We start from the raw sequence: 13,061 nt of genomic DNA on the forward strand, positions 1-13,061 counted from the left end.
GGCGATCAGTCCGCTATCGGCGAACCGTCCCGCGCCCCGGCGGACCCGTCTCCCGCACCGGCGGACCCGTCTCCCGCACCACCGAAACCGTCTCCCGCACCAGCGGACCCGTCTCCCGCACCGGCGGAACCGTCTCCCGCACCAGCGGACCCGTCTCCCGCACCGGCGGAACCGTCTCCCGCACCACCGGAACCGTCCCGCGCACCGGCCGAGCCGGCCCGCGCCAGCCGGAACAGCGCGGCGTAGACCGCCGCCGCCACGCCGAACCCGACCAGGCACACCACGTCGCCCAGCCCCGGGAAATGGGCCGCCACCACCCCGGTGAACGCGGTCTGGTTGGAGAACAACGGCACGGACACGGCGATGCCCACCAACATCGCCACCGGACCGGCCCAGTTGCGGTGCCCGGTGTCGTAGAACAGGTGGGCGACCGGTTGGCCCCGGCGCAGCCAGATGTCGGCGAAGGTGACGCCCAGCCACGGCGCGATCCAGTAGGCGATGACCAGCAGGAAGCTCTCGTACTTGTGGCTGGCGCCGGTCAGCCCGGCCCAGGCGAGCAGGAACCCGACCGCGCCGAACCCGATGGCCACCAGCGCCCGGCGGAAGGCCAGGGAGGTGCGGATTCCCAGGGTGAGGAAGGAGATCGCGCCGGAGTAGATGTTCAGCACGTTGGCCGAGACCGCACCCAACATGATCGCCGACAGGGTCAGCGCGGCCAGCCAACCCGGCAGCAGTGCGGTGAACGCCCCGACCGGGTTCTCCGAGGACAGCGCGCCGGCGGTGACCGAAGCGGCGCCGACGATCTCCAGCACGGTGCAGGAGGCGAAGATGCCCAGGCCGGCCGACCAGCCGGTGCGCCGGGGGTCGGTGTCCGCCGGCAGGTAGCGGGTGTAGTCGGCGGCGTACGGGTTCCACCCCGCCGTGTAGCCGAAGGTCGCCGCGACGACCAGCAGGAACCCGCCGGGCACCGGATCGGCCGGGGCGCCCGGTTGCGCCTTGCCCAGCACCACCACGGTGACCGCGAGGAACACCACCGCCAGGAAGATCACCGCGTACCGCTCGAACGCCTGCACCAGGTTGTGCCCGAAGAACGCCACCAGCACCTGGACCAGCACCACGATGACCAGCGCGGCCAGCGCCGGCAGCCCGGTCAGCGCGCTCAGCGCGAACGCACCGCTCACGCTGTTCACCGCGAACCAGCCGATGCCGGCGGCGACCGCGTTCAGCCCGGCCGGCAGCACGTTGCCCCAGTAGCCGAAGCCCACCCGGGACAGCACCATCTGCGGCACCCCGTGTCGCGGCCCGCGCGCGGACAGCAGCCCGTGGGACAGCGCGCCGAGCGCGTTGCCCAGCACCAGCGCGGCCACCGCCTCCCAGAACGGCAGCCGGAACACGCCGACCGCCAGGACGCCCAGGAAGATCGTGGCGAACTCCAGGTTCGGCGACGTCCACGTCCACGCCAGGTGCAGCGGCCGCCCGTGCCGGTCCCCGGCCGGGATGAACTCCACCCCGCCCGGCTCCACCGCGACCACCCGGTCGCCGTAGCTGCCCGGCCGCACCGGCTCACCCGACACCGCGCCCCGGGCATCGACCGTGACCCGCGCCCCCGGCGGCCCGCCCACCTCCGCCGCCTCAGCCAACGGAGATCGCCGCCAGCTTGTCGGCGAGGTAGTCGCTCCAGACCACGGGCGGGTACTGGTTGTGCCCGACCGGCGGCGGCAGCGTCTCGACCACCGCGTCGTGGTCGGCCTCACCGAAATAGATGAGCGAGACCAGCTCCTCCTCCGGCGCATCGCTGCACGGCGCCAGCACCCGGTGCCGGGTGGACCGCCACCGGTCGCCGGTCCACCTGGCCATCAGGTCGCCCAGGTTGATGGTGAACGCCTCCGGGTCGAACGGCGCATCCACCCACCGCCCGTCGGTGGTGAACACCTGCAGGCCGCCCAGACCCGGCTCACGGTCCAGGATCGTCACCGTGCCGAAGTCGGTGTGCGGCCCGATGCGGAACTGGCCCGGTTCGGGTGCCCCGGTGCGGCGCAGCGCCGGGTACCAGTTCAGGTTGAACCCGAAGGTGGGGTGGGTGAAGTAGCGGGCGAAGAAGTCGGCGGGCAGCCCCAGCGCCATGGCACACACCGACATCAGTTCCGCTTGCAGCTCCCCCATCCGGGCCAGGTACTCGGTGAGCGCCGGCCGCAGCTCCGGCACCTCGACCGGCCACACGTTCGGCTGGAACCAGCGCTGGTCGGTACCCGGGTCACCGGTCGGCTCCTCGGCGGCGAAGGAGAACGACTCCTTCAGGTCGGCCGGTGTCTCGGTGCCTTCGGCGTACCCGTTGGCCTCTACGCCGGGCGGCAACCACCCCCGCCCACCGACTCCGACGGCGTATCGGGACTTCACCTCCTCCGGCAGGGCGAAGAACTCGCGCGCCGCCGCCCGCACCCGGTCCCGCAGCGCGCGGTCCACCCGGTGGCCGGTGATGAGCAGGAAGCCGGCTTCGCGCAGCGCCTGGTCGACCTGGTCGGCCACCGCGCGCCGGTCCGCCTCGGTGCCGGCGAACCAGGGGCTCAGGTCGATCCTGGGTACGTAGTCGGCCGCGGTCACGACTGCCCCGACCCGATGCCGCCCCGACCGATGCTGATCCGAACCATGGCTGCCCGCTTCCCGGATGGCGCGGGCCGGTGCCCGCGGGTCCAGCCCAGACTAGGTTCCGCCTTTCGCTCAGACCAGCCTCGATCACCTCCTTCTGGAAATCGGTTACCTGGTGGTCACATGAGTGATAGCTGCTCGCCGGCCACCTCCGTTTCAGCACCCGCTCTCGGCCCGGGCAGGCTGCCCCGGGGCCACCCGGCGCGTTCGTCACCGGCCAACCCCCTGGAGGTGGCCTGGCGAGCCAACCCGTGCCGGCGCAGCAGCGGCCCCACCCGCTGCCCGAGCGCCTCCCGGTAGCGGCGGTCCACGTAGGCGCCCCTGGCGTACAACCGCTGGTAGCGGTCCACCAGCCCGGGATGCTCCCGGGCGAGCCAGGCCATGAACCACTCCCGAGTGCCCGGTCGCAGGTGCAGGGCCAGCACCGTCGCCCCGCTGGCCCCAGCGGCCGCGATCTGGGCCAGCAGCGCGTCGAGCGCCTCCGTCGAGTCCGTGAGCCACGGCAGCACCGGCGCGACCATCACCCCGCAGGACAACCCCGCGTCCGCCAGCCGCCGCACCAGGTCCAGCCGGGCGGCCGGGGTGGGCGTTCCCGGCTCCAGGCTGGCCTGCAGCTGACGGTCGAGCAGCGCGATGGACACCCCGGCCCCGACCGACACGTCGCGCGCGGCATGGGTGAGCAGCGGCAGGTCCCGGGCCAGCAGGGTTCCCTTGGTGAGGATGGAGAACGGCGTGCCCCACCGGGCCAGCGCGGTGATGATCCCCGGCATCAGCCGGTACCGCCCCTCCACGCGCTGGTACGGATCGGTGTTGGTGCCCATCGCCACGTGCTCCCGCCCCCACCGGGGCGCGCGCAGCTCCCGCTCCAGCACCCGCGCCGCGTTGACCTTCACCACCACCTGGCGGTTGAAGTCGTCCCCGGGGTCGAGTTCCAGGTAGGTGTGCGTGTTGCGGGCGAAACAGTTGTGGCTGACGACACCGTTCGCGATGAAGTCCCCGGTGCCGGTGGTCACGTCGTACATCGGCAGCTCGACACCGAGCGGCTCGATAGCGACGACTTCCAACCTGGCATCGTTCTTGATCGCCTCGCCGATCAGTGATCGCTTCCGCGTGATCGCCGGATCCGCGGTGTGGAAGAACCGGATCCGCTCCACCTGACCGCCGAGCAGCCGAACCGCACGTGTCCCGTTGGGCTGGGCGGGCTCCGTACAGCAGCGGAATCCCAGAAGCCCGAAGGCCTCACAGACCCGGCGCAGGATCTCCGCGTCCCCGTTGTGGATACGGATGCTGCCGGCACTGCTGCCCTCCGCATCGAAGACACCCGCGAGGTAGCCCCGAGACCAGTCGAGATCCGGCGTCATCGGCCACTCGATGAGTGCCTCGACCTGTGCGACTCCACCGCGTGACTGGTTCCGAATGGCGGTCATGGGCCGGCCGGTCTCGGCCCTCGACCCGAAAGCGAACTCGTCTGTACGTACCCCGTGGTTCGCCAGATACAGCGCGCTACGACGCAGCGCCTCGAGGTCGGCCAGGGCGAGCCGAAAACGGTGCAGCCGGGAGTTCTCCCTCCCCGGCCGCGCATCCGGGTAGTGACCGACGTGCCCGTCACCCCGGATCATCCCGCAGAGGTAGCCGCGTTCGTAGGACTCGTTGTGCACCGGGCTGTCCGCGAAGCGACCGGTTCCGAGCATCGAGTTCCCAGTGGTGAGATGGGGCCGCCGGCCGTGGCCGCAGGTCTGCCCGACCACGTGTTTCCAGCCACGCTCGGTGAGGAACTGGTGGTCACCGCTGCAAATCAGCTCGGTGCCGTCGGCGAGCGCAACCCGGTACGCCGATTTGACCGTCGACCAGTGCGCGAGCACGGTGGTGCGCACATAGCGCCGGTAGGCGCCCCGACGCTCGGTGCCGTAGATCGCGTCGCCCATCCGAAGCTCCGCGATCGGCCGGGTCCGGCCGTCCGCGAGCAGCACCGGAGTGTCGCCAACTAGGCAGTACGTGCAGGCATGACTGCATCCCCGGTACGGATTGATCGTCCAGCCGAACGGCATGGCGGACCGGCCGGGCACCTTGTTGAGCACCGACCTGGCTTCCACCTCGTGGAACACCATGCCGGCGAACTCGGGCACGCGTACCGTGCGCAGCACACCGTGCATGCCCGGCAGGACCGCGTCACCGCCGACGCCGTCCTCCCCCACTTGCTGTCCCGCCCATCGCATGGGTATATTCGAACATATGTTCCCCTTCGACGCAAGAGCACCACCGGACTTGACCTTGAGTCCGGTTGAGGTTGAAGCATGTCGTCATGCCTACGTGGATCTGCGACGGCTGCGGCCTGGAGCACCCGGACTCGCCCGAACCGCCGCCCGACGGCGGCTGCGTCCTCGACCGGGGTGAGGTCGGCATCGAGGAGCGCGGCGACATCGGGCGACACGGTCAACGCTGGATCACTCACGAGGAGCTGGCCGCCCAGCCGCACCGGACGGTGCACCGGGACCACGGCCTGGGCCTGCACAGCTTCCGCCGCGAGCCGAGGTTCGCCATCGGCCAGTGGTCGTTCCTCGCCCGGACTCCGCACGGCAACCTGCTCTGGGACCCGCCGGCCTACCTCGACGACGAGGTGGTCGATCTGGTCGGCGAGCTCGGCGGGGCGGCCGTGGTGGCCACCAGCCACCCGCACATGTTCGCGGCGCAGGTGAGCTGGAGCCATGCGTTCGGCCGCGTCCCGGTGCTGGTCAACGCCGACGACCTGGAATGGCTGCCGCGTACCGACCCGGTGCTCGAGCCGTGGCGGGACCTCGCCGAGCCGCTACCCGGCATCCGGCTCATCCAGCTCGGTGGACACATGCGGGGCAGCTCGGTGGCACTGACCGGCGACGGCAGCCTGCTCACCGGCGACACGATCAGCGGCGTGCCCACCGGCTATCCCGGGTGGGTGTCGTTCACGCGGAACTACCCGAAGCTGGTGCCGATGTCGCCGGCCGTGGTGCGCCGGATCGTCGACCGGCTCGACGCGTACGAGTACGACCGGCTGTACACGCTGGGCGGCGACGCCGTCGAGCGGGACGCCAAGCGGGTGGTTCACCGTTCCGCCGAGAGCCACATCCGCTGGGCCAGCGGCGAGTTCGACCACCTCACCTGAGCCGAGGCCGCGACGGGCCGGGCTAGCCTCGCTCCGCGGCGGCGAGCTTGGCCGCGGCGGCGAGTTTGGCCTGGGCCAGGGCGAGTGCGCCGACGACCACGCCGACCAGTGCCAACCCGAGCCGAAGCATCGGACCCGCCCCGATGTCGAGGCCGGCAAGCGCGAACAGGGCCACCGCCGTGGCGCCGTTCCCCATCGACACGGCGCGCAACGTGGCCGGCTCGACCCGGCCGGCCAGCACGAGCAGCACCACGCCGGCGAGAACCAGCACACCGGCCACGACCACCATCAAGGAGGCACCCACCCACCCCGGCAGCGCCCAGCCGCCGGACCTCGGCGGGCGGGCGGCGAGCCACAGGCACAACGCCGCCAGCACGAACTCGAAGCAGCCGTCGAATCGCAGCACCGCCCGGGCCACCGGCCGGGCCGGCCGAACAGTCGGAGCCGTCATGTCGCCTCCTCGCTCATCGCGGGTCGCATTGAACGTAGCAGTCGCTACACCAGAATTGAAGCAGTTGCTACAGTGCCGCCGTGGACCGCCGGGCCGCGCTCGCCGAGGGAGCGCTCGACTACGTGCTCAGCCATGGGCTGATCGGGCTCTCCCTGCGCCCGCTGGCCGCCGCCCTGGGCACCAGCGACCGCATGCTGATCTACCACTTCGGCGGCAAGGACGAGCTGATCACCGAGCTGGTCTCGCTGGCCAACGCCCGGCTGGCCGAGGGCATGCCGCCCGCCGAACCCGAACCGGAGACCGTCGCCGACCTGGTCCGATACGCCTGGCGGGCGGTCAACGAGTCGGGCATCGCCGGGGTGGGCCGGCTCTACCTGGAGCTGTGCGCGCTGTCCATGGGAGAACCGGAGCGGTGGCGCCCGGCGCACCGCCGGCTGCGCGAGCCCTGGCTGGTGATGCTGCGCGGCGGGCTCGGCGAGCTGGGAGCACGACCGGACCGCGTCGCCACGCTGGCCGACCTGGTGCTGGACACCATCGACGGCCTGCTGCTGGACCGCATGGTCAGCGGGGACGCCGCCCGAACGGACGCGGCGGCGGAAGCGTTCGTGGACCTCCTGCAAGGATGCCGGCATGGGACGCCACGGTCGCGACCGCGTGCTCAGCCAGAAGCCGCCGGTCGGCCAGAGCCAGAGCCATGACCTCGGGCACGGCCACGGGCACGGCCATGGCCACGGGCACGGCCCGGCGGAGCCCGCGAGCCAGCGGGTCCGGACGCTGCTGTTCGCGCTGTTGGTGCCGTGCATGGTGGCCACGGTGGCCGGTGTGCTGCTGCTCTACCCGTTCGGCGGCGTGCCCAAGGCGCCGAATGCGGCGACCCAGCAGATCGCCGCCGACGTCCGGGCGGTCACCGCGGCGGACTGCGCCCAGGCGGGTTCCGGCCAGGCCGGCCCCGGCGCGAAGGACTGCCTGGCGCTGAGCCTGCTCATGACCGACGGCCCGGTGGCGGGGCGCGGCATCGTCAGCGTGGTGCCCACGGACCCGACCAGCCCCCGGTACACCGTCGGCGACAAGGTGGTGCTCAGCTACGCGGGCGGTGATCCGGGCGACTCCGGCTCGTACATCGTGTCGGACTTCCAGCGCGGTACCTCGCTGTGGGTGCTGGCCCTGTTGTTCGCCGCCTCGGTGCTGCTGCTGGGCCGCTGGCGCGGGCTGGCCGCGCTGGTCGCGCTGGGCGTCAGCTTCCTGGTGCTGATCGGCTTCGTGCTCCCGGCCATCCTGGACGGGCGGAACCCGCTGGCGGTGGCCGTGGTCGGGTCCTGCCTGATCATGTTCGCGGTGCTCTACCTGAGCCACGGGCTCTCCGCGCGCACCTCGACGGCGGTGTTCGGCACGCTGGTCAGCCTGGGCCTGATCGGCGCGCTGGGCACCATCTTCACCGAGGCCGCCCAGCTCACCGGCCTCGGCGCGGAGGACACCCAGGACCTGATCGCCTCGCTGGGCAATGCCGCCCACCTGGACCCGCAGGGCCTGCTGCTGGCCGGGTTCGTGATCGGCGCGCTGGGTGTGCTCGACGACGTCACGGTGACCCAGACCAGTGCGGTCTGGGAGCTGCGCCGGGCGAACCCCGCGCTCTCCGCGGCCGGACTGTTCGCCTCGGCCATGCGGATCGGCCGGGACCACCTGTCCTCGGCGGTGAACACCCTGGTGCTGGCCTACGCCGGCGCCTCGCTGCCGCTGTTGTTGCTGTTCACCGTCTCCGGGCGGGGCGTGGGCCAGACCCTGAGCACCCAGGTGGTGGCCACCGAGGTGGTCCGCACCCTGGTCGGCAGCATCGGGCTGGTCGCCTCGGTGCCGATCACCACCGGGGTCGCGGCGCTGGTGGCCAGCCGCGAGAAAACGGACTAGTCGCACCCTCGTAAGCTGGTCAGGAACGGTTTCACAATTCTTGGAGATCACCTTCATGGCGCAGAACGCCGAACCGCCCTCCGGCACCCGCGACTTCCTGGCCGCCGAACTGCGGCGCCGCGAACGGGCCTTCGCATCGGTGCGCGCGGCGTTCGAGCGGTACGGGTTCGAACCGCTGCAGACGCCCGCCTTCGAACGGCTGGACGTGCTCACCGGTAAGTACGGCGACGAGGGCGACAAGCTGATCTTCAAGATCCTCCGCCGGGGCGAGCACGAGGCCACCGGGGAAGCCGACCTGGCGCTGCGCTACGACCTGACCGTGCCGCTGGCCCGGGTGGTCGCCACCCACGGGAACCGGCTGCCCATGCCGTACCGGCGCTACGCGCTCGGCCCGGTCTGGCGCGCCGACCGGCCGGGCAAGGGCCGGTTCCGCGAGTTCACCCAGTGCGACATCGACATCGTGGGCGCGTCCTCCCCGGTGGCCGACGCGGAGACCCTGCTCGCGGTGAACGACGGCATCGCCGCGCTGGGCATCCCGGAGTTCCGCTTCGAGATCAACTCCCGGCAGGCGCTGCACGGGCTGCTGGACGCCTACCGGGTGCCCGAGGAGCTGGGCGGCCGCGTGCTGATCACGCTGGACAAGCTGGACAAGCTGGCCCCGGACGCGGTCGCCGCGGAACTCGAGACCCGCGGCCTGGCCGGGGACATCGCCGCCGGGCTGGTCGCCGACCTGGCCGCCGAAGACCCGGAACGGGTGCGCAAGCAGCTGGACGGCACCGAGCGCGGCCGCGCTGGCCTGGCCGAGGTGGACCGGCTGCTCGCGCTGACCGCCTCGCTGCCCGCCGGCCGCGTGGCGTTCATCCCGCGCATGGTGCGCGGCCTGGACTACTACACCGGGCCGATCTTCGAGGTCACCGCGCCCGGGTTCACCGGGTCGATCGCCTCCGGCGGGCGCTATGACGGCCTGGTGGCCGCCCTGGGCGGGCCGGACCTGCCGGCCTGCGGCGGTTCCATCGGCATCGAACGGATCCTCTCCCAGCAGACGGACACCGAGGCGGACGCGCCGGCCCTGGACGTAGCAATCACCGTGCTCGCCGAGGAGGCGGAGCCGGCACTGCTCGCGCTGGCCGGCGAGCTGCGCGCGGAAGGCCGCCGGGTGGGCACCTACCTGGGGTCCTCCGGGAAGATCGCCAAGCAGCTGAAGTGGGCGAACGACCAGCGGGCCCGGTTCGTGGTGCTGCTCGGCCCCCGGGAGTACGAGCGGGGCGTGGCGACCCTGCGGGACATGGCCAGCGGCGAGCAGACCGAGGCCCCGCTGGCCGAGGCGGCGGCGCGGCTGCGCGCGCTGCTGGGCGCATCCTGACGGCCCCTCGCGGCGTCGGCGCGCCGCCTCGTTAGGCTCCCGGGCGTGTCGACCAACCAACAGCGCCGTGAGGCCGCCAAGCGGAAGCTAGAACGCCAGCAGGACCGCCGGAAGGTGCGCGCCGAACAGCGCCGGAAGTACTCGATGATCGGCGCCATCGTCCTGGTGGTCCTGGTGGTCGCGGCGGTCATGACGTTCAGCTTGATGAGCAGCGGTGGCTCGGACGAGGCCCAGCCGGCGGTCGACCCGGCACAGAGCAGTGCGCCCCCGGGGCCGAGCAGCGCGGCGCCGACCACGGACCTGAAGATCCCGACGCAGATCGCCGCGCCGCTGCGCCGGCCGAACCAGTTCCCGGCGGCGGTCAACTGCGCCTACCCGCCGGACGGCTCGCCGCCGGCCCGCCCGGCGCAGGCGCCGCCGGCCACCAACATCAGCGCGCGCGGAACCGTGGCGGTGAACATGCCGACCAGCGCCGGCCCGATCGAGCTGACCCTGGACCGGGGCCTCGCCCCGTGCACGGTGAACAGCTTCGTCAGCCTGGCCCGGCAGGGCTACTTCGACGCCACCAGCTGCCACCGGCTGACCACCGATCCCGGCCTGCAGGTGCTGCAGTGCGGCGACCCGGCCGGCACCGGCGGCGGCGGACCCGGCTACTCGTTCGCCGACGAGACCTACCCGCAGCTCAGCTACGGGCGGGGCTACCTGGCGATGGCGAACGCCGGGCCGAACACCAACGGCAGCCAGTTCTTCATGATCTACGGTGACGCCTCGGCACTGAGCCCGGACTACACCGTGTTCGGCTACATCACGCCGGCCGGCCTGGGCACCGTGGACAAGATCGCGCGCGCCGGCCACGACGGCTCGATGGACCCGAGTCCCGGCGGCGGAAAGCCCAACATGAAGGTCACCATCGACAAGGTCAGCGTCGGCTGACGTTGGCGGGATCGGTCGGACGGCGGCTCGGCACGGCGGCGGCGTGGCTCTCCGACGCGCTGGTCGGCTCCGACCCCGGGCTGCTCCGATTACGTAACGGCGCGGTGGCGGCGCTCTCCGTGTCACTGGCTGTGGGGCTGATGGTCGCGCTGGCCGGGCTCGAGGACCAGCCGATCACCGCCGAGCTGCTCGGCATCGTGCTGGCCATGATGTCGTCCACGCTGGTCCGCGACGTGGAGCGGCGGGACCGGATGATCACCAGCGCGCTGCTGCCGGTGGCCGCCGCCGCGACCTCCACCACCGCGGCCCTGCTCTCCCCGCACGCCTGGGCGGCCACGGCGGGGTTCGTGGTCGTGATGTTCCTGGCCGCCTACATCCGGCGGTTCGAGGCCCGGGGCACCGCCGTCGGCATGATCGGTTTCATCGCGTACTTCTACACGCTGTTCCTGCACGCCGGCCCCGCGCAGCTGCCCCGGCTGATCATCGCGGCCACCGCCGGCATCGCGTGCAGCCTTCTGGTTCGGGAGTTCGTCCTGCCCGAGCGGGACAGCACAGTGCTGGCCCGGCTGGTGCCCGCGTTCCGCGCCCGGGTCGGCGCCGTGCTGGACGCGACCCGGGCGGCCGTCGAGGACGGCGAGCTGACCGACCGCGCGGACATGCGGCTGCGGGTCCGGTTGCGCCGGCTGAACGAGACCGCCCAGCTGATCGAGGAACGCATCGAGCGCACCGGCGAGCAGCGGCTGTGGCCCGGCCTCAGCAACGAGGCACTGGCCCTGCGAGTGTTCGACCTGGAGCTGGCAACCGAGGAGGTGGCGCTCACCGCCGCGCGCTGGTTGAAGCGGCCCGGCCCGGCGGACGAGCAGCGCCGGTTGGTCCGGCTGCTCGGCGTGCTGCGCCGTTCGGTGCGGGAGGGGGCCGGGATCAGCGCGGACGCCCTGTCCGCCGCCGACCGGCTGGCCGAGGCCGCCGAGGGCCGCCCGGCCGGCGCGCTGGTGAAGGCCATCCAGATGATGGCGCGGACCATCCCCCGGGTTCGCCCGGACGCCGAGGAGGAGGAACCCGCCCTCGACAGCCCCCACGACGAGGGGGAACCGGACGAGACCCCGGCACAGGAGCCCGAGGAGGCGAACGCCGGGCCGCCGGCCGGCCCGCGCTGGCCGCAACCGAGTCCGACCACCCGACAGGCCATCCAGACCGCAGTGGCCGGCGGGGTGGCCATCGTGGTGGGCAACTGGATCTCCCCGGACCGCTGGTACTGGGCGGCGCTGACCGCGTTCGTGGTGTTCCTGGGCACCTCCTCGCGGGGCGAGACCCTCAGCCGGGGCGGCCAGCGGCTGCTCGGCACGCTGGGCGGGGTGCTGGCCGGTGTGCTGGTTGCCGCGCCGCTCAGCGGGCACCACGCGCTGAGCCTCGCCCTCGTGGTGGTCTGCGTGTTCCTCGCCTTCTACCTGCAGCGGGTGAACCAGGCGTTCCTGGCCCTGTTCATCACCGTGCTGCTGGCCCTGATGTACGGCCTGATCGGGCAGTTCTCCGTCGAGGTGCTGGCCCTGCGGCTGGAGGAGACGGCGATCGGCGCGGTCAGCGGGGTGCTCGCCTCCTACCTGGTGCTGCCGATCAGCACCCGGGGCACCGTCCGGGACAAGCTGGCCGAGTTCGCCGACCAGCTCGGCGCGCTGATCGACCAGGCGGTGGACGTGCTGGCCGGCGAGCGTCCCGGGGACGGCCTGATCACCGCGGCGCGCGACCTGGATGCTGCCACCAGTGCGCTCCGGCTGGCCGCGCGGCCGGTGAGCCACGGTATGGCGGGGGTCAGCGGGCGGCGGATGATGCGCGGCTGGGTGCGCGCCGCGCGGGCCTGTGACCAGTACGGCCGCGAGCTGGCCCAGGTCTGCTACCCACTCGGCTGGATCGCCCCCGTGCCGGCCGCGCTGCGCCCCGGTGAACCGGGTCAGGCGGACTCGGTGGAGGTGCTGCGTGCGGGTTGCGCGCTGGTCGGGGCGCACCTGGAGCTGCTGCCCGCCGCGCTCACCAAGTCAACGGGCCGGCCGACCGGGTCGGCCGTGCCGCTGTTCGACGAGGTGCTCACCCGGGCGCTCACCGACCCCACCAACCGCGCGCTGCGGCACGCCCTGCACTACCTGATCCGGATCGACCAGACGCTGCTCGCCGCCCTGGGCAACCGGGCCAGCGAACGCCTCGACCAGGCCAGGAACTGATGCACTCGACAGACCGCTGAGACTCTTCACCAGATAACACTTTCCACGCTATGGCTCTGCGTGGAAATACGCGACGTCCGGCGTCGTGGGCTCGGTCTCGAAACTCGCTCACTCGGCGAAGGTGCCGGGCGCCGGCGTGAGGGCGTCATGGTCACGTAGCGGGACCATGAAAACCCGGGCTGAGCACGTCCCTCTCGTCACTTCTCTTTCACGAGTGGGGGTTGAAGCAAGATCGAACACGCATGGCGTTCCCCTCGTGCAACCAGAGTGACGAATGTTGCCGCGCCGGCCGGGCGATTCATGGTCAGCATGACCTGGTGGCCGGTTGGGGCGGGTGGAGCGGGTACTGGTGTCATGGTGACCATGTAATCCATGATCATCGGGTACTCAGGGGTGGCCGGCGCTCTT

10 protein-coding genes are annotated in these 13,061 nt (G+C 72.2%); 6 read left to right on the top strand and 4 right to left on the bottom strand.

Annotation, left to right across the window (positions count from 1 at the left end; translation table 11 throughout):
• Positions 1-5: 5 nt before the first annotated feature.
• The 3 genes from ABEB12_RS28455 to ABEB12_RS28465 all read right to left on the bottom strand — a co-directional run bounded on the left by ABEB12_RS28455 (position 6) and on the right by ABEB12_RS28465 (position 4,862).
• Entirely contained in the window at positions 6-1,640 is a 1,635-nt protein-coding gene (locus ABEB12_RS28455; protein WP_221497668.1) for a cytosine permease, read from the bottom strand.
• Positions 1,633-2,601 (bottom strand): isopenicillin N synthase family dioxygenase, encoded by a 969-nt coding sequence (locus tag ABEB12_RS28460; RefSeq protein ID WP_345703214.1) that lies wholly within the window; start codon positions 2,599-2,601, stop codon positions 1,633-1,635. The genes ABEB12_RS28455 and ABEB12_RS28460 overlap by 8 nt, the downstream gene beginning before the upstream one ends.
• Positions 2,602-2,765: 164 nt before the next feature.
• Entirely contained in the window at positions 2,766-4,862 is a 2,097-nt protein-coding gene (locus ABEB12_RS28465; RefSeq protein WP_185060553.1) for an intein-containing Rv2578c family radical SAM protein, read from the bottom strand.
• Between the two features lie 86 nt (positions 4,863-4,948).
• On the opposite strand from ABEB12_RS28465, the gene ABEB12_RS28470 reads away from it, so the two are divergent.
• Positions 4,949-5,785, top strand: coding sequence for an MBL fold metallo-hydrolase (locus tag ABEB12_RS28470; RefSeq protein ID WP_185060552.1), 837 nt, complete (start codon positions 4,949-4,951; stop codon positions 5,783-5,785).
• A 22-nt stretch (positions 5,786-5,807) separates the two neighbouring features.
• Here the strand turns inward: ABEB12_RS28470 and ABEB12_RS28475 are convergent, their stop codons facing one another.
• Positions 5,808-6,236 (bottom strand): hypothetical protein, encoded by a 429-nt coding sequence (locus ABEB12_RS28475; protein ID WP_185060551.1) that lies wholly within the window; start codon positions 6,234-6,236, stop codon positions 5,808-5,810.
• Positions 6,237-6,316: 80 nt separating this feature from the next.
• On the opposite strand from ABEB12_RS28475, the gene ABEB12_RS28480 reads away from it, so the two are divergent.
• The 5 genes from ABEB12_RS28480 to ABEB12_RS28500 are packed head-to-tail and all read left to right on the top strand — an operon-like array spanning position 6,317 to position 12,653.
• Complete coding sequence (locus tag ABEB12_RS28480) at positions 6,317-6,934, top strand: TetR family transcriptional regulator (protein ID WP_185060550.1); 618 nt, start codon at positions 6,317-6,319, stop codon at positions 6,932-6,934.
• Complete coding sequence (locus tag ABEB12_RS28485) at positions 6,867-8,141, top strand: YibE/F family protein (protein WP_185060549.1); 1,275 nt, start codon at positions 6,867-6,869, stop codon at positions 8,139-8,141. Before ABEB12_RS28480 ends, ABEB12_RS28485 begins: the two co-directional genes overlap by 68 nt.
• A 55-nt stretch (positions 8,142-8,196) precedes the next feature.
• Positions 8,197-9,504: a histidine--tRNA ligase gene (hisS, locus tag ABEB12_RS28490; RefSeq protein ID WP_185061335.1), complete on the top strand. Its 1,308-nt coding sequence runs from the start codon at positions 8,197-8,199 to the stop codon at positions 9,502-9,504.
• Positions 9,505-9,549: 45 nt separating this feature from the next.
• The gene (locus ABEB12_RS28495) at positions 9,550-10,437 is read left to right on the top strand and encodes a peptidylprolyl isomerase (RefSeq protein ID WP_185060548.1); all 888 of its coding nucleotides are present in this window, start codon (positions 9,550-9,552) and stop codon (positions 10,435-10,437) included.
• Between the two features lie 2 nt (positions 10,438-10,439).
• Positions 10,440-12,653, top strand: a complete 2,214-nt coding sequence (locus tag ABEB12_RS28500) for an FUSC family protein (protein ID WP_185060547.1) — start codon at positions 10,440-10,442, stop codon at positions 12,651-12,653.
• Positions 12,654-13,061 lie beyond the last annotated feature (408 nt).

It is taken from the genome of Actinospineispora eucalypti (assembly GCF_039543365.1).
Taxonomy (GTDB): Bacteria; Actinomycetota; Actinomycetes; order Mycobacteriales; family Pseudonocardiaceae; genus Pseudonocardia; species Pseudonocardia eucalypti.

What these genes read in the sequence shown, in the direction of transcription:
- ABEB12_RS28465 (WP_185060553.1), bottom strand. Translation starts at nt 4,862, where the DNA reads ATGCGATGGGCGGGACAGCAAGTGGGGGAGGACGGCGTCGGCGGTGAC.
- ABEB12_RS28470 (WP_185060552.1), top strand. Translation starts at nt 4,949, where the DNA reads ATGCCTACGTGGATCTGCGACGGCTGCGGCCTGGAGCACCCGGACTCG.
- ABEB12_RS28475 (WP_185060551.1), bottom strand. Translation starts at nt 6,236, where the DNA reads ATGACGGCTCCGACTGTTCGGCCGGCCCGGCCGGTGGCCCGGGCGGTG.
- ABEB12_RS28485 (WP_185060549.1), top strand. Translation starts at nt 6,867, where the DNA reads ATGGGACGCCACGGTCGCGACCGCGTGCTCAGCCAGAAGCCGCCGGTC.
- hisS (WP_185061335.1), top strand. Translation starts at nt 8,197, where the DNA reads ATGGCGCAGAACGCCGAACCGCCCTCCGGCACCCGCGACTTCCTGGCC.